Here is an 18903-nt window from a genome sequence, read left to right as displayed (position 1 = left end):
TATTCTAAGGTCTAGCCTACCGCAGTTTTTAGTCGATTTCAAAAGAGAAAACTAGGCAAAGACGTATCGGCTCTACCATTGTCCTTTGGACTTTCTTTTTTAGCTACATTAAAACGGTCGATGCGACCATGAAAGGACAAGATTTCCATTCCAGAAAGTTCAAAAAGACAAGTCAAACAATGGTAAAATAAAGCTTAGAACAGATTGAAAGGGAGTAATCATGGCCATTCAACTTTACCTTGTCCGCCACGGACAAACATACTTTAACTTAACCCGTCGTCTCCAGGGTCACTCTGACGCACCACTTACAGCAGCCGGAATCGAGCACGGACACGACGCCGGCCGGCGTTTGGCAAACATTCGTTTCAACGGCGCCTATTCCTCTGATTTGACCCGTGCCATCCACACAGCTAAGTATATTTTGTCTGAAAACAAGGCCGGCTCGCCAACTTGGCCACAGCAGCTTCAAGACTTTCGTGAAGAAAACTTTGGCTCCTTTGAAGGGATTGATTCCCAAGTTGCCTTAACGCAGTTAAACGCCTTTACAGACGACCCATACGTTGATTATTCCGACATGATTCAGAAACGTGGCATGGCCGGTTCAATGGACCTCTTTGCAAAAGCCGACCCCTACCAGTTGGCTGAAAACTACGAGGCCTTCATTGGCCGCATGAAGCGCGGCTTTGACTACTTGTTGAAAGAACACCAAGATGGCGATCAAGTACTCGTTGTCGCCCACGGTACCGCCATTCGAGCAATCGTTGACTACTTTGGTCATCCTGAAATGGCTGGTCAATCAATTACAAACGGGGCCGTGACAAAGATTCAGTTGACAAAAGAAGATGGCCGGGTGGACATCTTTAATGATAACGAGCACGTTTTCCCAAAAGCATAAGCACAGTCGGCTTCAGCCGACTTTTTTTAAACGGAGACCACAATGGCAGAAGATAACAGCACACAACAACCCGTTCGCCCCGTTCTATTGGCGGCCCTCCGGCAGGACCAAAAGCAAAACCTCGATTATGAGCTGGAAGAGCTCGAAAACTTGGCCTTGGCCAATCGACTCGAGCCGGTTGAAACGTTTATTCAGGCCCTCGAACGGCCCAATCCCGCAACCTATTTTGGTAAGGGGAAGGTCGAAGAGCTTCGAATGGCCGTCCAAACCTACGAGGCCGATCTCATTGTGACAAACGATGAGCTCTCCCCTTCTCAAATCCGTAATTTGGAAGCGGCCACCCAAGCCACGGTGGTGGATCGAACGGGCTTGATCTTAGATATTTTCGCGCAACGCGCCCAGACAAAAGTCGCCAAGCTCCAAGTTCAGCTCGCCCGTCTCGAGTACCAGCTGCCCCGTCTCCGGACCTCCATGTCGGTTTCGCTCGATCAGCAAACTGGTGCCGGTGGTGCTGGCTTCACTTCCCGTGGTGCTGGTGAAACAAAGCTCGAGCAGTCGCGTCGCCGTCTCACTTCTGAAATGGTGGCCATTAAAAAAGAACTAGCCGCCCTCCAAAAGGATGCCAGCACACAGGGCAAGAAGCGTCAGGAATCGGCGATTCCGACCGTTGCCCTGGTTGGCTACACCAACGCCGGTAAATCAACGTTAATGAACCAATTACTGACTCGTTTTGGACAAGGCGCTGAAAGCGATTCAAGTAAGCAAGTCTTTGAAAAAGACATGCTCTTTGCGACGCTCAACACGACGATTCGGCAGCTCACCTTACCGGACAAATTTCGCTTTCTCCTATCGGATACGGTCGGTTTTGTTTCAAAGCTTCCCCACCACTTGGTGGCCGCCTTCGAATCGACTTTGCAAGAAGCCGCAAACGCCGATCTCTTACTCCAAGTCGTCGACGTTTCAGACGAGCACAGCCAAGCCATGATGGCGACGACAGAAGAAACCTTGGCACGACTAGGAATCAAGGATAAAGCGATGATTACGGTCTACAACAAGGCGGATAAGGCGCAGATGGCTTATCCGGTGATCGATGGCGAAGCCGCCATTACAATCTCTGCCCGTGACCGTCAATCACAAGACGATTTGCTGGCCCTTGTTAAAAAAGCGCTCTTCGCTGATCGAAAAGAAGTCACCCTGACAGTCCCCTTCGCCGATTTTGCCGTGGTTGCGCGACTCTTAGATGATCATGAATTAATCAGTCAAAAATTTGATGAAAAAGGTACGATTGTGACATTGGCTCTTTCACCAGACGAAGTCAATCGCTATCAACAATACCTCCAGTAATAAAAAGACCAGTCCGAACGGACTGGTCTTTTACTTTATAGCAAATTAAAAGGCAGACCCAAAGGTCTGCCAAAAGTGATTGCCATAACGGCCTATTGCCCCTGCTGGGATCGAACCAGCGCATGGAGGTACCAAAAACCTCTGCCTTACCACTTGGCCAAGGGGCAATCGTAAGATACCAGCTGCTTATGCAGCAGCGATGGGAGCGGTAGGATTCGAACCTACGAACCCGAAGGAACGGAGTTACAGTCCGTCGCGTTTAGCCAGACTTCGCTACACTCCCGAATGCCTTACGACTTAAATATTATATCAAGGCTGCCGCTTGCCTGCAAGACTTTTATACAATTATTTTCCTAAAAAGACGAAAAAAAGCCCAACCTTTCGATCGGACTTTTATTAATGAATCATTTTACTTCTTTTGTCCAGGAAAGACCCAGTTGGTTTTTCCGAAGACCTTCAACATTGCTGGCACAAAGAGCAAGCGAACGAAGAAGGCATCGAAGAAGATACCAAAGGCCAAGGCCAATCCAAGTGATTTAATCGTTGGATCTGAATTCAAGGCAAAGGAGCCAAAAACCGCAATCATGATCATCGCAGCCGTTACCACGATTGGACCAGAATCCTGCATAGCAACCGTTACGGCACGATCATTATCCTGTGTCTTTTGATATTCTTCTCGAGCACGAGAAACCATGAAGACTTCGTAGTCCATTGCCAAACCAAAGAGAATGGCCGTGACAATGATTGGCAAGAAGGCAATCAATGGTGCACCCTTTGAAACGCCGAAGAGTCCCTTCAGGAAGCCTTCTTGGATCACCAGTGTGGTGAAGCCAAAGGAAGCCAAAAGCGAAAGACCGAATCCAACCATGGCCACAACAGGCACGATGAATGACTTGAAGACCACCATCAGCAAGAGGAAGGCCAAGATCATGATCGTTGCCACGAAGATTGGCGTTGCATTGTTCAGCTTTGCCGTAATATCCAGGTTCACCGCGTTGACACCCGTTAACGTAATCTTAGCATCATACTTTGACTTCGTTGTATCCGAGTAATCCTTAATCTTGTTAACAAGATCCGTTGTTTGCTTGGCTTCTGAACCCTTTTCAGGGGTAATCACCATCAAGGCGTACTTACCATCATCAGAAAGCATGTACGGACGACCGGCCTGTGCCATAATCGTTGCCTTGATCTTAGCAGCTGCTGCATCTTGTTCTGCCTGAGTAGGCATTTGACCCGTTGCTTGCGCTTGTGCAGCCATTTGCTGCTGTGCTTGCGTGGTCAATTGTTGTTGCAAAGTTGCCGCCTTCGTTTGGTCAACGGACAACGTTTGCATCGTCTTGGTTCCATCAAGTTTTGCAATGTGTGATGAAATCTTGTTCAAGTTTTCTTGGTTCTTGGTTGCATCCTTTGATGAATCCAACTTCACAACCGCAACCAATGGCGAGTTAACCCCTTCGCCAAACTTATCTGAAATCATATCATAGGCTTGCCGTTCCGTCCGGTTTTCAGGAAGTGAGCCGTTATATGGCATACCCAAGCGCATGTGCTGGGCTGGCATCGCAATGGCTCCGAGCACAACAATCACTGAAACAATAATTGTCCAAGGGTGACCCGTCAAGAACTTGGTGATCTTTGAAGGGTTAGCCGCCATTTCGTCAACCGTCTTCGTTGCTGGCTTAATAAACTTCGCAAACAAAGCGATTAGTGCTGGCAAGAAAGTCAAAGCGGAGAATACGGCAAAGGCAACCGCAAAGGCGGCCGCAATACCCATCGTCGTCACAAATTCGATACCGGCAAAGGCCAGTCCGAGCACGGCGATAATGACCGTCACACCGGCAAAGATAACGGAGGCACCAGCCTCTGAAAGGGCACGGCCCAATGCTTCTTGCCGATCGCCCTTTGTATCAGCCAAATCCGTCTTGTAACGGTTCAAAATTAAGAGGGCATAATCAATACCAACGGCCAATGACAACATCACAGCCAAGGTCTGTGAAACAGAAGCCATCGTCAGGAAGTTTGAACCAATCGTGACGAGCATGATACCAGAAATCAGGCCGACAAGGGCTGAGATGATTGGCATCCCTGCTGTTACGAAGGAACGGAAGAGAACCAACAACAAGATGAAGGCAATCACGATTCCGATAATTTCAGAAGCACCACCGACTTCGAATGGATGTACCTTCACTGAACCAGTGTAAGCGACTTTGGTCGTTGATGATTTGACCTTATCGTTAAAGGCATTCATTACACCATCGATTGCCTTGCGGGAGACGTTATTCGAGTCTTCCTTAAAGGTAATGTCGACATAAACCGTCGTCTTATCTGAAGAAACGGCATTCGATTCGTATGGGTTGGCAATGGACTTGATGTCCTTGCCATACTTATCTTGTACCTTCGAAATGGCTGCTGCGACATCCGCCTTTGTGGCGTCTGATGTTGCATCACCCTTATCCTTCTTTTGAATAACGGCCTTCATCGTTCCTGCGTTTGGATTTTGATTAAATTCCTTTTGCAGCGTTGATTGGATGTTGGTTGATGGAATGCCTGAGATGGACAAGTTTTGAGTGTAGTTTGAACCCAAACCAAGTGCACCAGCAGCAAGTGCCACAACCACGACGATCCAAGCGATAAAGGTTTTGAACTTATTTTGATAAATCCATTCACCTAAGCGTTTTAGCATGGCTTTGATCTCCTTTTAATGTTTTATTTCATAACTGAATCCATTTTAGGCATGGAAATTCAAGGGGTAAAGGGGTAAAATTGAGATACTGTTGCACCATCATTACAAGAAAGAGAATCTGTCCCATTTATGGCAAATAAAACTTACACCCTTATGCACGAGCACCTCCTGGATACAACCGGGGACTTACTCACGCGCATGCCCTTTTCAAAAATTACAGTCAAGCACATCTGCGAGAAAGCCGAGGTCAATCGAAATACCTTTTACCGACACTTTGATGATAAATTTGATTTATTAGACGTCATTATCAAGGAAGCCATGCAGGTCATGAGCAGCCAAATTGATTTGGAATCCTTTCACCAGGCACCTTTTGCCACCATCAACGAGTTTACTTTCCAAGGGTCCCTCTCGATTTTGGATTTTCAATTAAAAGACAAAGTCTTCGAAGAACAGTTTTACAACGCCGTCTTCAAGGAGTTAACGGCCATGGCCCCCTCCTCCGACATTCTTTGGCTGCTCGGCAACATGCAGGTGATTCGTATTTGGAATAGCAATCTTAAAAAGCCTTATTCCTTCCAAGCTGACTACAAACTATTCGATAAAATCATTCGTGAAAAGAAGTTCCCTGGAATCGATGACTAAAAAAAAGACGATCAGATGATCGTCTTTTTTTAGTGGAATAACATCAGTAACGAAGCGGCCTGCACCCAACCATTATGAAAAATGTGCATGATAATGGACGAGGACAATTTATCAGTCTTCTCATAGGCGTAGGCAAAGCCCGTTCCAATGATTAAATAGGGTGGTAAGTCTAATAAGGACAGCCAATTATACGAACCTAAGTGATAGAGACCAAACAAGAGGCCTGAGAGGAACACCGTTACCATTGGTGCCTTCACCCACTTAAAGTAGCGGAAGAAAAGGCCCCGGAATAAGAGTTCCTCCATCACCGGTCCAAGAAAAACAATGATGAGTGATAGAACAATCGTCGAATAAAGGCCACCGGCGTTCATCAAGCCATCAATGGCGGCTTGGTTTTCCGTCGTTGATGGGGCCCACTTTGCTAAGAAGAAGTTTTCAAACATTCCCCAAATCATCATACCCGCTAAGGAAATCACATAAATTGAAGCGAGATAGGCGAGCTCAGAAAGCGTTGGCCAATTGACTTTTTTAATTGAAAAACGGCCGGTAAAAGAACGGACCTTGGTTGCCGCCTTCTGGAGGGCCTGCAGGCCAAATCGAATAAAGGAATAAGCCAACAACAAGCCGCACAAAAGCAGGAGGTAACGCTGACGGCCCGTCATGAGAATGGACCCCTGCATGAGCGCCATTGCCAAATATTCAAAGCAGAAAAAAGAAAGCCAAGACAAAATCCGGACAAGTCCGGAAAGCGTCATGCGCGAAGCGCCCAGGGTCTTTTGCCGCCAGTCCTTCTGTTGATCAGTTGATTGTTTTGTATACTTTTCGACCATACATGCCTCATTTCTTTGATAAGAATACCACAGCTGTGGACTTTCCAGCAAAAAACCGCCCTTCGGACGGTTTTTTGAACATCCAACTATTCTGTAGCAGATGGTAAGAGTTTAATTAAAATATCAGCTAAAAGGAAAAAGCCAGTAACCAAGACAGCCCAGATGCTCAAGTAGCCATCACTAATGAATTCCGAAAGGCACCAGCAAATTGCTAGAAACAGTGCCGGCAGCACAAGTAAGAAGGCATTCGGTAAGCCGGTATCACGATAGCGCCGAACTGAAATAGTCACACTCGGAATGAGAATCGCCAGAACGAAAAAGGTGAGCAGAACCACCACCACAATCGTGATGAAAGCCACCAAAAGGTCCAGCAGCAATAAGCCGTCGACCATGTTTAGAATCATAAATAAGAATTTAAAAACAAGGTAAAAAGCGGCCAAGAACAAAAGGTTAAGCGCTGTTACCGCCCAATAGCTTGGCCGGCCAGTCCGCCCTTGAATATTGAAATAGTGCTCAAAAAATTCTTGATAAACCTTCATAGCCATTCTCTCCTCGTTTAAAACACCTCTATTATACCATTTTCATGATGTTTTTGACCAATTCTAAGAAAGGCAAAGGCACTAAAAAAAAGGCGCCTTGCGCCTTTTTAAGAAGGGTTAAGCCCCAATTCTTTTTCAATCGTCTTCAAGACCCCGGTTTCCACATTCGTAGCAACCGCTTCTTTATCATGGGCCTTGTGCATAAAGTCAGCCGCATTCGGCATCAAATAAGCATGCTCATACTTTTGCAGCATTTCCAGGTCATTGGAATTATCGCCGAACACCATGACTTCACGATCCGTTAAATCATAGTAGTCCTGTAAGATTTCCAAGGCGTTGGCCTTGTTGACATCCTTTGGCAAAATATCAACAGAACCAAAGCCGGAACCCGTTACGTGAATATCATCGCCGAACAGTTCTTCGATAATTTTCACGTACTTTTGCACTTCATCATGTGGCCAAATAAAGGAAACACCTAAAATCTGATCATCGATTTCCAACAGTTTTTCCACTTGTGTGACGTTCGGATAAAACTGGGCTAACATGTCACGGATTTCCTTTGTCGCATGGTTGGAAACATAGGTACCCTTTGTTCCTGCCAGGACAATTAAGTTATCCGTAATGCTTGCGTTCTTCGCGTTCCAGGCAATCACCTTTTGAATTTGCTCCGGCTTCAAATAAACGGCAGAAAGCACCTGACCAGGCACCGCAACAACTGATCCATTTGAGCCAATGTAATCAATTTGATCGAGCAAGCCATATTCTTTCATAGGAGCGAAGAGCTCCTGCAGATTTTCCAACTGCCGGCCGGACGCGGCCACAAAGCGGACCTTCTTTTCCTTCAATTGTGCCAAGACTTTGGCAAAACGAGCTTGGTCATATTGGTCTTGGCTCGTTAAAAAAGTACCATCCATATCGGATGCGATTAGTTTAATTGTCATCATTCGCCTTTCTCGTCATCTGCCGGGAGGGCTCGTTCTTGATTATTCGGCAAAGCCTTCTAGATACTTGTCATAGGCAGCTTGGTCCACGACCCAATCCAATTCACCGATGTATTCAACGGCTGGATCATGGTAGGCAAAGCCATGCTTGAATTTGTAGAGGCCGTCGTCTGGTGTAAAGGAACCAACCCCACCAAAGTCGTAGCGGACCTTCTTTTTCTGCAAGCCCCACTTCAGCATTTCCCATTGAACCAAGTAAGGGCCATAGTGTTTAGCATAGGCACGGTTCGAGCCGGCATACATGTACCAAATCTTATCGCCATAGGCAAAGCCGATACCAGCCGCAACAACTTGGCCATCAAAGTGGGCCAAGAAGACACGGAAAGCCGGGTCATCGGCCCAGAGGGCCTGCATCCGGTAGAAGTAATCAATTGGACGGTGAGTAATGCCCTGCGCCTTGGCCATCATCTTGTACGTTTCAAAGAAGGCATCAATATCTTCTTTTGAACGACCAGACGTGACGGTAACCCCGTCTTTTTTCGACCGGCGAATTTGGTTCCGATAATCACTCTTAAAGTGGTGCATCAGCCCCTCTTCATCCGTGATAACCTCGGCCCCTTCGCCACGCCCATCGTAAAAGAGCTCCACGTTTCGTCGTGGTTGAATATTGCCGTGCATGTAGGTCACATCGACATTTCGTGTGACAAAGCCAGCAGCCTGATAGGCGGCATCCAATTTTTGATCGTAGAGAACTTCAGGATCCATGCGGAGCAAGAAGACGTTGTCTGGCAAATTGTCTAAGGCCTCCTCCACTAAGGACTGAACCAAGGCAACGTCAGCAATGTCAGCTACCGGTCCCTTTGGGCAGTATGCCAACAACTTGCCAGGGACGGCTTCAATCGTCAAGACTGCCATGGCCGCCGTTATGTTTCCCTGGGCATCTTTTCGATAAAGGTACAAATGGCCCCAGTTTGCCTTCAATTCGCCCCACTTTGGGTCCTGTGTCACCTGACCACCATCGTGGTCACGAACAAACTGCTGAAAGCGTGCAACATCTTCGTGCTTTGTCAGATCAAGAACTGCCATTTTTACTTCCCCGTCGTAATTGATGCGTAGTTTTGAATAAAGTAGACCAAGGTCTGTAGTTCGTTGGTCAAATCAACGTTTTGAACACGAACGCCGTCAGGAACCGAAACGCGCAATGGTGTAAAGTTCATGATTCCCTTTACACCAGCCGCTACTAAGGTATCGGTAATTTCTTGTGCGGCTTCTTGAGGAACCGTCAAGATGGCAATGTTAATTCGTTGCGCCTTGATTTGCTCCTCTAGTTCCGACATGTCATAAATTGGCACACCCGACAAAATCTTGCCGCGGTGCTCGTTAATGTCAAAGGCAGCGGCGATGCGCATGTTGGACGATTGGTGGAAGTTAAAGTTTAAGAGCGCCTGCCCAAGGTTTCCAACCCCAATCAAGGCCACGTTAATCAAGGAGTTTTGGTCCAAGACTTTGGCAAAGAAGGACAAGAGGGCCTTCACATCGTAGCCGTAACCACGCTTTCCTAAGGCACCAAAGTAAGAAAAGTCGCGACGGATCGTGGCGGCATCAAACTTCGTTGCTTCGGCTAATTCAGCAGAAGAAATGCGAGTCGTTCCAGCATCCTCTAAGAAAGTCAGATAGCGATAATAAATTGGCAACCGTTTAGCAGTTGCACGTGGAATTCGTGCTTGTTCGTTCATGGTGTTCTCCGTTCCATTCATTGTGAAAGTTTCGTTCTTTGTGAACTATATTATATAAATCATACCATAATATCGGACTTTCCGAAACAACTTTGATAAAAATTCACATTTGTTTTGTCACATTCTCATTAACCAGTCGCGCGTTCGGCGCAAGCAAAAAAGCAGGCCTGGCCTGCTTTTATTTTGCTTCTTCGTATAGTGGAAAATCTAACCCAGGATGGGTGTTCAAATCAAGGTCGGCAAAGACATGGTCTTGATAATTCCAATAACCGGCCGCACCAATCATGGCCGCGTTATCGCCCGTATACTGCTTGGGAACCGGAATAAAGTCGGTCTCTGGAAAGTCTTGAATCAACTTTTCCAAAGCCGCGCGAAGGCCACTATTGGCCGCCACCCCACCGGCAAGTACCAAGGACTTAACGGGGAAATCCGTCAAGGCCCGGCGGGTGCGATCAATCAAGGCCTTGATAACCGCCGCTTGAAAAGAGGCAGCCAAATCGGCCTGATTAATTTCTTCACCTCGTTGCTCCGCGTTGTGCACCTGGTTAATGACTGCGGACTTAAGCCCTGAAAAGGAAAAGTCATAACCTTCCTCATGCGCCATGGCCTGAGGGAATTGAATGGTCACCTCACCCTGGGCCGCCAATTCATCAATGGCTTTTCCAGCCGGATAGTTCAGCCCCATGAGCCGGCCGACTTTGTCGTACGATTCACCCGCCGCATCGTCATAGGTCTCACCCAAAATGGCAAAGTCGTTTTCCTTTTTCATCAAAACCAGTTCCGTATGGCCACCCGAAACCATTAAGGCGATGGCTGGATACTGAATGGGCCGGTTAAAGTTGGCTGCTGAAATGTGCCCGGCCAGGTGGTTGGCGGGAATGAGTGGCAAGTCGTGGGCCATGGCAAAAGTCTTGGCCCCCATCAAACCAACCAGTAATGAACCCACTAAACCTGGTCCGTAGGTAACCGCCACACCATCCAATTCGTCCGGTTGGACCTTTGCATCGGCTAAGGCAATGTCCAAAGTCTTAGTGATCCACTCCAAATGGTGCCTGGAAGCCACTTCGGGCACAATGCCACCAAAACGCTGGTGGGAATTGATCTGCGTTGCCACTGCATTCGACAAGACGGTCCGCCCGTCTTTGACAATGGCAACCGATGTTTCGTCGGCACTCGATTCAAATGCAATCAATGTTGTCATGCTTTTTTCTCCATTAGAATGGCGGCCTGCCCGTCTTGATAGTAGTGAGGACGGGTTCGATACGCTTGAAAACCAAGCCGTTGGTATAGGGCAAGCGCTCGGTGATTGCCTTCTTTGACTTCTAGATAAAACCGACTGTTCGGCTGCTTGTCGAGTAGCTCCTTCAGCAAGCAAGAGCCAATGCCTTGCCCCTGTGCTTCCGGCAAAACCGCCAAATCGCCAATTTCAATCTCATCGAGGACCTGCGAGTAGGAAAGAAAGCCCTGGCCGTCTGCTGCTAGCAAAAAGGCCGTCCGCCCGGCGGCCAGCTGCTGATCGACCACTTGGTCTGGCAGGGGGTTGTCCTTTCCAAAAGCCGCCTGTGCAATCTGCTTGATGATGTCGGCATCCGCCGGTCCCGCCACCCTAAGCTTCAAGGTTTTGCACCATCGAAATGGCGTCCTCTTTGTTGTCCAAATAGTAATGTTCGATGACATCCTGTACATAAAAGCCCAGTCGGTCATAGAGCGCAAGCGCCCCCGTGTTAGACCGTCGGGCTTCCAAGGAAAGCAAGGGAAGACCAATCTCCCAAGCAACGGCCTTGGCCGTGTTAATCAGGTAGCTGCCCACTGAACGGCCCTGCCAAATGGGCAGTACGGCAATGTTTGCGATGTGTAAATCCGGCACCTGTTCGCGCCGAACCAAGGCAATAAAGGCCACGACTTGATCGCGCTTAACGGCAACCAGGTAGAGCCGGTCTTCCTCTGAGGTCAATTCATGGTAAAAGTCCCGTGACACCCAGGGAGCGTAACCGTTATAGACGGCCTCTTGTATGGCGACCATCCCCGGAATGTCTGAAACCGTCGCCAAACGCAAGGTTAACACCTCTCCGGCGGCTTCGAAACGCTCCGTTGGAAAGTCGATGAGTGTCTGAGCAACCGGCTTTTCCTTCTTTTTCTTCTTAAACTTCAAAAACATAAGGCTTGTCCAATGGCTTTCCCTGTTGTGCTTTTTCCCAGTTGAGTTCAGCCTGTGTCTTTCGTAAGTAGGCTGGCGTGAGATTGGCAACGTCTTCGACTGGTTTTGTCCCTTTCATCAAGTCAACGAGGCCGGTCCCAGTAGGCAGCGCCTCTTCTGCTGACAAGATTGTTAGCGGTTGACGACCCAGGGTCTCTTTTATGTCGTCTTCAAAATGTTGCCCATCCCCGACAACCATCACGGGCTCATTCATCTGAGCGATCAGGCTAAGTACTTCTTCTACTGGATAGTGCCCGTCTTCCAACACGACTTTGTCAGCCAGATAAGCACCAGCAAAAACATTCTCGTTCCGCGCGTCAAAAAGAGCCAAGACAATCGCCTGGCGGTCATCTTGCAACTGAACCTGACGGGCCAACGACTGTAAAGAAGAAATGGCAAAGAGCGGTTTCTTCAGCGTATCAGCAAGCACTTTGGCAACCGTTAAGCCGATGCGCAGGCCAGTAAAAGAGCCCGGTCCCTTTGCAACAGCGATTTGGTCGATTTCCGAAAGCGACCACTTTTTTTCCTTCAACAAGGATTGAACGGCAGGCAACAGATCAATCGAGTGGTTCTTTGGTTTATTCGTCTGAAAGGAAGCAACAATTTTGCCATCCTCGGCCAAAGCCACTAACAGTGGCTGGTTACTTGTATCAATTGCCAAAACTTTCATAGGGCCTCCAAAAAACACCGGGATCTTCTCTTTTATTTTACTAAAAGCCGTCTTCTTTTCAAATAAAAAAACCGCTCGCAGCGGTTCTTTTCTTCGTCGGTTGCAAGCGGTCTTACTTGACCAAACCTTCGTTTTTCATCACAGTCGAAACGGCCTGGATAGCATCCTTGGCATCGTTTCCGTCAGCCTTAATCGTCACGTCTGCGCCATGGCCAACACCAAGTGACATGACACCCATGATGGATTTCAAGTTCACTTCCTTACCTTGGTAAGAGAGCGTCACATCAGCGGCAAACTTTGAGGCTGCCTGAACCAAGAGAGTGGCTGGGCGAGCGTGAATACCCGTTTCTGAAATGATGTTAAATTCTTTTGTTTCTGCCATGTTCTTTCTCCTTTTTGGAAAAGTCTTATTATCGATTTAAGTTTATCAAAGCGCTTACAAAATAGCAAGGTTTAATCACGATCTCCCCCTTGGAAAAGTCGCCCACCGGAGGCCTTGGCCAATCGGTTGTTATAAGCTTTCCCAAGTCCCATGTCAGGCATCGCCTGCACGTAGATCCGGTCAACCGCTGCTTGATCATCAAAGTAGCGAAGCCCAGCAAAGAGGTTCTCGGAAGCCTGTTGCAAGCTTTGCCCGAGTGACCAGGACGGTTGTTGCTTGTTTGCCAGTTGTTCCAACAAATGATCTTCTGCCATCACGGCATCACTTGGTTGGAGCACTCCCTGCAGGTCAAACCAGTCGAGTGGATCAAAGACGTAAACGTCTTTATCGGGGGCGTAGTGCCGGTACTTCATCCCGGGCGCTTTAGGCGTTTGATCGGCGGCCAGCGCCTTTTTACTCGTCCCATCGACCACTTCTTGACCAAGGGCGGTCGCTAGTTCTTCTTGTGTCACCGCACCCGTTCGCAAAATGGTGGGCACCTTCGCTGTCAGGTCAATAACCGTTGATTCCACGCCAATTTGTGTGGGCCCATCATCGACAATGGCCGCTATTTTACCGTCCATATCATGGGCGACGTGGGCAGCCGTCGTTGGCGAAGGCTTCCCAGACAGGTTAGCGGACGGCCCAACAATTGGGAAGCCGGCCTTTTTAATCAATGAACGCGTCACCTCGTTTGCCGGCATGCGGACCGCAGCCGTTTGCAAGCCACCGGTCACAAGCATCGACACCATGCCCGGCTTAATTGGCAAGATAATGGTCAAAGAGCCCGGCCAAAAGGCTTTCATCAACGTTTTGGCAGGCTGTGAAACCGTCACGTAGTCGTCCAATTGGCTTTCTTCACCAACCGTCATAATTAAGGGGTTATCCGCTGGGCGGCCCTTCGCCGCAAAGACTTTTTTAACCGCCTCGTCATTGGTTGCATCCGCGCCCAAGCCATAGACGGTTTCCGTTGGGAAGGCCACCACTTCGCCCTGCTGCAAAAGCAGTGCGGCGTCATCTTGTGATTGTTTTTGATTGTTAAAGTGTTTCGTTTCCATGCAATTCCACTCGAATCATTCGATCTAAGCCAGCAAGGTCCTTTTTTAGTTCCACGCTAGCGGTTGGTAATGCGGTTTTAAAAAGTGTCACAAGGGCCGCTCCCTGGTCGTAACCAATTTCAAAGTAGGCCCGCCCGTTTTCCGTTAAGTGATCCGGCAGCTGGGCAGCCATCCGTTCATAAAGTGCCAAGCCATCATGGTCGGCGTAAAGGGCTAAGTCTGGTTCATAGGCCAAAACGGACTCGTCCATTTCAGCCTGTCCATCCCGTCTTATATAGGGCGGGTTGGAAACGATAATGTCAAAACGTTCCCCCGAAAAGGCGGCCAGCAGGTCGGATTCAACGAGCGTCACGCGTTCGGTTAAACCAAGCCGCTTTCGATTTTCCCAGGCAACGGCTAGGGCCTCTCTTGAAATATCGGCAGCCGTAACAGTCAAGTCCGGTCGTTCCCCCGCCAAAGTCAAGGCGATGGCGCCCGAGCCAGTACCAATGTCTAAGAGGCGGTAGCCATTCAAGGCATTCGAATCCGCCTTCAAATCCTGCAAAACCCAATCGACCAGCAACTCCGTTTCAGGTCTTGGAATCAAGACCCGTTCATCGACGAGAAAGTCCCGCCCGTAAAAGGGCGCTTCGCCAATCACGTATTGGGCGGGGCGCTTCTTAATCAAGGCAGCCATCCAGGTCGGCCAACGTTCTGCCAACCAGGCCGGCATGACCCGGGTTAAGTTTGCGCGCAACATGCCGTAGTTGACTTTTAAAGCCCCTGTTAATAAGAAATCAATGTTATCGATTGCCTCTTCTTCGGAAAAGCCGGCTGCCGTTAATTCGGACAGGGCCCACTTGCGGGCTTCTAAAAGTGCGATCTGAGGCTGCTGACTGCCAGGGTAACGAGATGATCGCCCAGCTTGGCGGTCAAAGCGGCCCATCCCCGTTTCGTTCAGGCCTGGCAGGCCTCTTTCTTCTGACGCCACCATTACTGTTCGTTTAAGGCAGCTAACTTGGCTGTCTGTTCGGCAAGGACCAAGGCGTCAATAATTTCACCAAGGTCACCAGCAATGATGCGGTCCAACTTATTCAGCGTCAGACCAATTCGATGATCCGTCACCCGGTTTTGGGGGTAGTTATAGGTCCGGATCCGTTCGGAACGGTCCCCGGAACCAACGGCCGTCTTACGCTGCTCGGCGTATTCTGCTTGGTTTTCTTGCGCAAAGTGATCGTAGACACGGGCGTTCAAGACTTTCCAAGCCTTGGCACGGTTTTGCTGCTGGGAACGCTCATCCTGCATCGCCACGGTAATCCCCGTTGGTTCGTGGGTCAAACGAATCGCCGACGACGTCTTGTTAACGTGCTGACCACCGGCACCAGAGGCACGGTAGACATCTTCACGGACATCCTTTGGATCAATCAAGCCATCGGCGTCGACCTCCTCAAATTCTGGCATAATGCCGACGGTTGCCGTCGAGGTGTGAACCCGTCCTTGCGTTTCCGTCTTTGGCACACGTTGCACACGGTGGGCACCGGACTCAAACTTCAGCTTCGAAAAAACTTTGTCACCGGTGATCATCGCGGCCACTTCTTTGTAACCGCCAACTTCCGTCGTTGTTTCATCAATAATTTGCAGTTGCCATCCCTGGGATTCGGCATAGCGACGATACATCCCCAAAAGGTCAGCTGCAAAAAGGGAGGACTCGTCCCCTCCGGCTGCACCACGGATTTCCATGATGATGTTTTTATCATCGTTTTCATCCTTAGGAAGCATGAGAATCTTCAGCTTTTCTTCCAGCGCTTCTTTTTCTGGTTTCAAGGTGGCCAAGTCTTCCTTGGCCAAGTCATCCATCTCTGGATCACCTAGCATCGACTCCGCATCCGCAATACCCGAAACCACCTGCTGGTAATGATGGTAGGTTTCAACCGTTTCGCGGATCTGACCGGCTTCTTTGGACAGCTTCATATAATTTTGGGAATCGCCCATCACGTCAGGATCGGCGAGCATTTGATTCAGTTCATCATAACGGTCAACAACCGATTGAATCTGGGCAAAAATTGGATCCATTATTCATCCCCTTGTTCTTTTAGCATCGCGAGGTCTGGGTGGTACCAGTGGTAACGGCAAACAGGTTTATAAGCCTCATCCCCACCAATTTGAATTTGTTCCCCAGCATATTGGGGTTGGCCGTTTTTAAAACGTAACTGCGTCGTGGCCTTGCGACCGCAAAACGAGCAGATTGTTTTCATTTCAACGAGCTTGTCGGCCATTTCAATCAGACGCTTGGCCCCTTCAAATAATTCGTTAAAGGCGTCTTGCTTTAAGCCAAAAGTCATCACCGGCAACCGCAGATCATCGACGACCTGGGCCAATTGATCGACCTGTTCCTTTTTTAAGAACTGGGCTTCGTCCACCAAGACGGCCGCCAATTGTCGGCGTTCACCTTCCTTTTGAATCATCTGATAGAGATCAGCGTCCGGTTCAATGACACGAGCAGGTCGCTTCAAGCCAATTCGAGAAGCAATCATGCCAACCCCATCCCGGTCATTGATCATCGGGGTGAGAAGTAAGACCTCTTTTCCCTGTGATTCATAGTTATGGGCAACCTTTAAGATTTCAATTGATTTACCCGAGCCCATTGCGCCGTATTCAAAGTATAACTGTGCCAAAGTACTCACCCGTTTTCTCTTCATTATCTTGTCCATTATAGCAATTTTTACCCCTTCTGACGATGGCCCAGACCAATTTGTCAAAAAAGGGTCATCCCGTGGTAAAATAGGGGTTTAGAAAAGGAGGGCGGTTCATGTCTTTGAAAAGCCAATTGGCCAAGTTCACGGCCCAATCATCGCACTTTATCCTACACGACATTCTAAAGCGAGGGGGCACCTCGTTACCAGGTAAGCTCGCGGTTTCCATTGATCCCGATGTCTTGTCGGCCGTTGCGGCCGACTTTGACCTCGTGGTGGTTACCGGAACGAACGGAAAAACGCTGACGACAGCTTTAATCACCCGTATCCTCAAAGCCGGTGGTTATTCGGTTATTACCAACCCTTCTGGCTCAAACATGGTCCAGGGGATTGCCGGTACGCTGTTAACAACGAAGGTCACCCCATCGCCAAACGGCAAGAAGCCGGTAGCAGTCCTCGAAGTTGACGAGGCCAACGTTTTATCTTTGACAAAGGCTATCCAACCGAAGTATTTCGTTTTGACGAACCTTTTCCGCGATCAGCTCGATCGTTATGGTGAAATCTATTCCACTTATGAAAAGATTATCGACGGCATTCATCAGGCGCCCGATGCGACCGTCATTACCAATGCGGATTCACCAATCTTTGCTCGTGGTGATTACGATAACAAGCGCCTTTACTACGGCTTTGACAACGTGCCGGCGGCCAAGTTCGAAGATCTAAAAGCGCCAAACAACACGGATGGTATTTTGAGTCCGACCGACCACTCGGTGCTCCACTACAATTTCATCACTTACGCCAACCTGGGTAAGTACTTCTCTAAAACGGACACTTTCGCTCGACCAGCCCTTAACACCGCCGTCACCGCTGTCGATGAATTAACGCCAAAGTATTCGCGCTTTGCCATTGACGGACAGCCACTGCGAATCGAAATTGGTGGCCTCTATAACATCTATAACGCCTTAGCTGCCTACACGGTCGGTAAGGCCTTCGATGTGACCCCAGAAGAGATGAAGACCGCATTTGAAGAAAACAAGCAGGTCTTTGGTCGCCAAGAATCCTTAAAAATTGGTGACAAGGATCTGACGATTCTTCTAATCAAAAATCCGGTTGGTACCAACACCGTCATTGATATGATGCAAACGGAAAAAGACCCCTTCACGCTTTTGGCTATGCTGAATGCTAATTACGCCGATGGCATTGATACCTCTTGGATTTGGGATGCTGAGTTCGAACGCTTGCACGATAGCCAGCTCAAGGCTGTCATGACGGGTGGTGAACGCTATAAGGACATCACCGTTCGACTCAAAATGGCCGGCTTTGATATCAAAGAAACCTTCCCAAAGACCGAAGAAATCATCCAAGCAATCGAAGCAGCCCCAACCAACAAAGTCTACCTAGCCGCAACCTATACGGCCATGTTGCAGGTCCGGGCCGTTTTGCAAGCAAAGGGCTACATTAAGGAGGAATTCTAATGGCAGAGTACACGCTTTCACTCGCACACCTTTACGGTGACTTGATGAACACCTATGGCGATTATGGTAACATCATCGCCTTGCGCTACTACGCAAAGCAGATTGGTGTTGAGATTGATGATCAATTAGTTTCCTTGAACGACGACTTTGATCCAAAAGCTTACGACTTTGTCCTCTTTGGCGGTGGCCAAGACTACGAAGAAACCATCGTGGCCAAGGATATGGTTGGTAAAAAAGAAGCACTCCGAGAATACATCGAAAACGACGGCCCACTCTTGGCCGTCTGTGGTGGCTTCCAACTGTTAGGCCACTACATGGAGATGGCTGACGGCACCAAGGTGGATGGCATCGGCGTCATGGACCACTACACGACCAACATGACGGACCCTTCTGTCAAAGTCGCTGCCGGCACCCGTCTAACCGGTGACATCGTCATTAAAAACAACGAAACCGGTGAAACCTACCACGGCTTTGAAAATCACCAGGGCCGGACTTTCTTAGGCAAGGGCGAAAAAGCACTTGGAACGGTTGTTTCCGGTAAGGGAAACAACGGAATGGACCAGTCAGAAGGCGTGATTTATCACAACGTCTACGGTTCTTACTTCCACGGACCAATCTTCACCCGGAATGGGAACTTAGCCAAGCGCGTACTGGCGACGGCTTTGGAGCGCAAGTATCCAGACGTCAACTGGACGGAAAAGCTCGAAAAAGTACCAGCCGAAACCTTCTAAAACAAAACGCAAAAAAGGCCGACAAGAAATTTCTTGTCGGCCTTTTTGATTGCCTGCTAAATATTGAGGCTT

General features: G+C 48.7%; 20 protein-coding genes and 2 tRNA genes. 5 read left to right on the top strand and 17 right to left on the bottom strand.

The window, feature by feature from the left end; genetic code table 11:
- The first annotated feature begins 220 nt into the window (after positions 1-220).
- Positions 221-895 carry a histidine phosphatase family protein gene (locus G6R30_RS00980; protein WP_213820578.1) on the top strand — a complete coding sequence of 225 codons (675 nt, stop codon included), beginning with the start codon at positions 221-223 and terminating at the stop codon, positions 893-895.
- A 42-nt stretch (positions 896-937) separates the two neighbouring features.
- On the top strand, positions 938-2239 hold the full coding sequence (hflX, locus tag G6R30_RS00975) for a GTPase HflX (RefSeq protein WP_213820576.1): 1302 nt from the start codon (positions 938-940) through the stop codon (positions 2237-2239).
- Between the two features lie 95 nt (positions 2240-2334).
- Here the strand turns inward: hflX and G6R30_RS00970 are convergent.
- The 3 genes from G6R30_RS00970 to G6R30_RS00960 all read right to left on the bottom strand — a co-directional run bounded on the left by G6R30_RS00970 (position 2335) and on the right by G6R30_RS00960 (position 4919).
- A tRNA-Gln gene (locus tag G6R30_RS00970) sits at positions 2335-2406 on the bottom strand.
- 33 nt (positions 2407-2439) lie between these two features.
- Positions 2440-2522 (bottom strand) — tRNA-Tyr (locus tag G6R30_RS00965).
- A 126-nt stretch (positions 2523-2648) separates the two neighbouring features.
- Positions 2649-4919, bottom strand: coding sequence for an MMPL family transporter (locus G6R30_RS00960; RefSeq protein ID WP_238476754.1), 2271 nt, complete (start codon positions 4917-4919; stop codon positions 2649-2651).
- Positions 4920-5048: 129 nt separating this feature from the next.
- Here G6R30_RS00960 and G6R30_RS00955 point away from each other — a divergent pair, with 129 nt between their 5' ends.
- Positions 5049-5561 carry a TetR/AcrR family transcriptional regulator gene (locus G6R30_RS00955; protein ID WP_238476753.1) on the top strand — a complete coding sequence of 171 codons (513 nt, stop codon included), beginning with the start codon at positions 5049-5051 and terminating at the stop codon, positions 5559-5561.
- Positions 5562-5590: 29 nt separating this feature from the next.
- On the opposite strand, the gene G6R30_RS00950 is transcribed toward G6R30_RS00955, so the two are convergent.
- From G6R30_RS00950 to G6R30_RS00885, 14 genes are all read right to left on the bottom strand, one after another.
- The gene (locus tag G6R30_RS00950; RefSeq protein WP_213820574.1) at positions 5591-6391 is read right to left on the bottom strand and encodes a CPBP family intramembrane glutamic endopeptidase; all 801 of its coding nucleotides are present in this window, start codon (positions 6389-6391) and stop codon (positions 5591-5593) included.
- 86 nt (positions 6392-6477) lie between these two features.
- Positions 6478-6936: a DUF805 domain-containing protein gene (locus tag G6R30_RS00945; RefSeq protein WP_213820572.1), complete on the bottom strand. Its 459-nt coding sequence runs from the start codon at positions 6934-6936 to the stop codon at positions 6478-6480.
- Between the two features lie 101 nt (positions 6937-7037).
- Positions 7038-7871: a Cof-type HAD-IIB family hydrolase gene (locus tag G6R30_RS00940; protein ID WP_213820636.1), complete on the bottom strand. Its 834-nt coding sequence runs from the start codon at positions 7869-7871 to the stop codon at positions 7038-7040.
- Positions 7872-7913: 42 nt separating this feature from the next.
- Entirely contained in the window at positions 7914-8957 is a 1044-nt protein-coding gene (locus G6R30_RS00935; protein ID WP_213820570.1) for a lipid II:glycine glycyltransferase FemX, read from the bottom strand.
- A 2-nt stretch (positions 8958-8959) separates the two neighbouring features.
- The gene (locus G6R30_RS00930; protein WP_213820567.1) at positions 8960-9607 is read right to left on the bottom strand and encodes a redox-sensing transcriptional repressor Rex; all 648 of its coding nucleotides are present in this window, start codon (positions 9605-9607) and stop codon (positions 8960-8962) included.
- A 178-nt stretch (positions 9608-9785) separates the two neighbouring features.
- Entirely contained in the window at positions 9786-10808 is a 1023-nt protein-coding gene (gene tsaD / locus G6R30_RS00925; RefSeq protein ID WP_213820565.1) for a tRNA (adenosine(37)-N6)-threonylcarbamoyltransferase complex transferase subunit TsaD, read from the bottom strand.
- Entirely contained in the window at positions 10805-11224 is a 420-nt protein-coding gene (gene rimI / locus G6R30_RS00920) for a ribosomal protein S18-alanine N-acetyltransferase (protein ID WP_213820563.1), read from the bottom strand. Before rimI (G6R30_RS00920) ends, tsaD begins: the two co-directional genes overlap by 4 nt.
- Positions 11214-11765: a ribosomal protein S18-alanine N-acetyltransferase gene (gene rimI / locus G6R30_RS00915; RefSeq protein ID WP_213820561.1), complete on the bottom strand. Its 552-nt coding sequence runs from the start codon at positions 11763-11765 to the stop codon at positions 11214-11216. The genes rimI (G6R30_RS00920) and rimI (G6R30_RS00915) overlap by 11 nt, the downstream gene beginning before the upstream one ends.
- Positions 11749-12474, bottom strand: a complete 726-nt coding sequence (tsaB, locus tag G6R30_RS00910; protein WP_213820559.1) for a tRNA (adenosine(37)-N6)-threonylcarbamoyltransferase complex dimerization subunit type 1 TsaB — start codon at positions 12472-12474, stop codon at positions 11749-11751. Before tsaB ends, rimI (G6R30_RS00915) begins: the two co-directional genes overlap by 17 nt.
- Before the next feature lie 112 nt (positions 12475-12586).
- Positions 12587-12856: a phosphocarrier protein HPr gene (locus tag G6R30_RS00905; RefSeq protein ID WP_213820557.1), complete on the bottom strand. Its 270-nt coding sequence runs from the start codon at positions 12854-12856 to the stop codon at positions 12587-12589.
- A gap of 71 nt (positions 12857-12927) precedes the next feature.
- Positions 12928-13953: an L-threonylcarbamoyladenylate synthase gene (locus G6R30_RS00900; protein ID WP_213820555.1), complete on the bottom strand. Its 1026-nt coding sequence runs from the start codon at positions 13951-13953 to the stop codon at positions 12928-12930.
- The gene (prmC, locus tag G6R30_RS00895; RefSeq protein ID WP_213820553.1) at positions 13934-14926 is read right to left on the bottom strand and encodes a peptide chain release factor N(5)-glutamine methyltransferase; all 993 of its coding nucleotides are present in this window, start codon (positions 14924-14926) and stop codon (positions 13934-13936) included. The genes G6R30_RS00900 and prmC overlap by 20 nt, the downstream gene beginning before the upstream one ends.
- Positions 14926-16005, bottom strand: coding sequence for a peptide chain release factor 1 (gene prfA / locus G6R30_RS00890; RefSeq protein ID WP_213820551.1), 1080 nt, complete (start codon positions 16003-16005; stop codon positions 14926-14928). The genes prmC and prfA overlap by 1 nt, the downstream gene beginning before the upstream one ends.
- Entirely contained in the window at positions 16005-16607 is a 603-nt protein-coding gene (locus G6R30_RS00885) for a thymidine kinase (RefSeq protein ID WP_213820634.1), read from the bottom strand. Before G6R30_RS00885 ends, prfA begins: the two co-directional genes overlap by 1 nt.
- 134 nt (positions 16608-16741) lie before the next feature.
- Between G6R30_RS00885 and G6R30_RS00880 the strand changes: the two genes are divergently transcribed.
- Both G6R30_RS00880 and G6R30_RS00875 read left to right on the top strand, forming a co-directional pair.
- Entirely contained in the window at positions 16742-18100 is a 1359-nt protein-coding gene (locus G6R30_RS00880) for a Mur ligase family protein (protein WP_213820549.1), read from the top strand.
- Positions 18100-18831, top strand: coding sequence for a type 1 glutamine amidotransferase (locus tag G6R30_RS00875; protein WP_213820547.1), 732 nt, complete (start codon positions 18100-18102; stop codon positions 18829-18831). The genes G6R30_RS00880 and G6R30_RS00875 overlap by 1 nt, the downstream gene beginning before the upstream one ends.
- Positions 18832-18903: the final 72 nt, after the last annotated feature.

The organism is Fructobacillus parabroussonetiae (assembly GCF_018437265.1).
GTDB lineage: Bacteria > Bacillota > Bacilli > Lactobacillales > Lactobacillaceae > Fructobacillus > Fructobacillus parabroussonetiae.
The sequence above is the reverse complement of the archived record's forward strand: the minus strand, read 5'-3'. Positions and strand labels throughout refer to the sequence as shown.

Bases quoted from the DNA above. Each gene is read 5' to 3' on its own strand.
- G6R30_RS00980 (WP_213820578.1), top strand. From the start codon at position 221: ATGGCCATTCAACTTTACCTTGTCCGCCACGGACAAACATACTTTAAC.
- hflX (WP_213820576.1), top strand. From the start codon at position 938: ATGGCAGAAGATAACAGCACACAACAACCCGTTCGCCCCGTTCTATTG.
- G6R30_RS00960 (WP_238476754.1), bottom strand. From the start codon at position 4,919: ATGCTAAAACGCTTAGGTGAATGGATTTATCAAAATAAGTTCAAAACC.
- G6R30_RS00955 (WP_238476753.1), top strand. From the start codon at position 5,049: ATGGCAAATAAAACTTACACCCTTATGCACGAGCACCTCCTGGATACA.
- G6R30_RS00950 (WP_213820574.1), bottom strand. From the start codon at position 6,391: ATGGTCGAAAAGTATACAAAACAATCAACTGATCAACAGAAGGACTGG.
- G6R30_RS00945 (WP_213820572.1), bottom strand. From the start codon at position 6,936: ATGGCTATGAAGGTTTATCAAGAATTTTTTGAGCACTATTTCAATATT.
- G6R30_RS00940 (WP_213820636.1), bottom strand. From the start codon at position 7,871: ATGACAATTAAACTAATCGCATCCGATATGGATGGTACTTTTTTAACG.
- G6R30_RS00935 (WP_213820570.1), bottom strand. From the start codon at position 8,957: ATGGCAGTTCTTGATCTGACAAAGCACGAAGATGTTGCACGCTTTCAG.
- G6R30_RS00930 (WP_213820567.1), bottom strand. From the start codon at position 9,607: ATGAACGAACAAGCACGAATTCCACGTGCAACTGCTAAACGGTTGCCA.
- tsaD (WP_213820565.1), bottom strand. From the start codon at position 10,808: ATGACAACATTGATTGCATTTGAATCGAGTGCCGACGAAACATCGGTT.
- rimI (WP_213820561.1), bottom strand. From the start codon at position 11,765: ATGTTTTTGAAGTTTAAGAAGAAAAAGAAGGAAAAGCCGGTTGCTCAG.
- tsaB (WP_213820559.1), bottom strand. From the start codon at position 12,474: ATGAAAGTTTTGGCAATTGATACAAGTAACCAGCCACTGTTAGTGGCT.
- G6R30_RS00905 (WP_213820557.1), bottom strand. From the start codon at position 12,856: ATGGCAGAAACAAAAGAATTTAACATCATTTCAGAAACGGGTATTCAC.
- G6R30_RS00900 (WP_213820555.1), bottom strand. From the start codon at position 13,953: ATGGAAACGAAACACTTTAACAATCAAAAACAATCACAAGATGACGCC.
- prmC (WP_213820553.1), bottom strand. From the start codon at position 14,926: ATGGTGGCGTCAGAAGAAAGAGGCCTGCCAGGCCTGAACGAAACGGGG.
- prfA (WP_213820551.1), bottom strand. From the start codon at position 16,005: ATGGATCCAATTTTTGCCCAGATTCAATCGGTTGTTGACCGTTATGAT.
- G6R30_RS00880 (WP_213820549.1), top strand. From the start codon at position 16,742: ATGTCTTTGAAAAGCCAATTGGCCAAGTTCACGGCCCAATCATCGCAC.
- G6R30_RS00875 (WP_213820547.1), top strand. From the start codon at position 18,100: ATGGCAGAGTACACGCTTTCACTCGCACACCTTTACGGTGACTTGATG.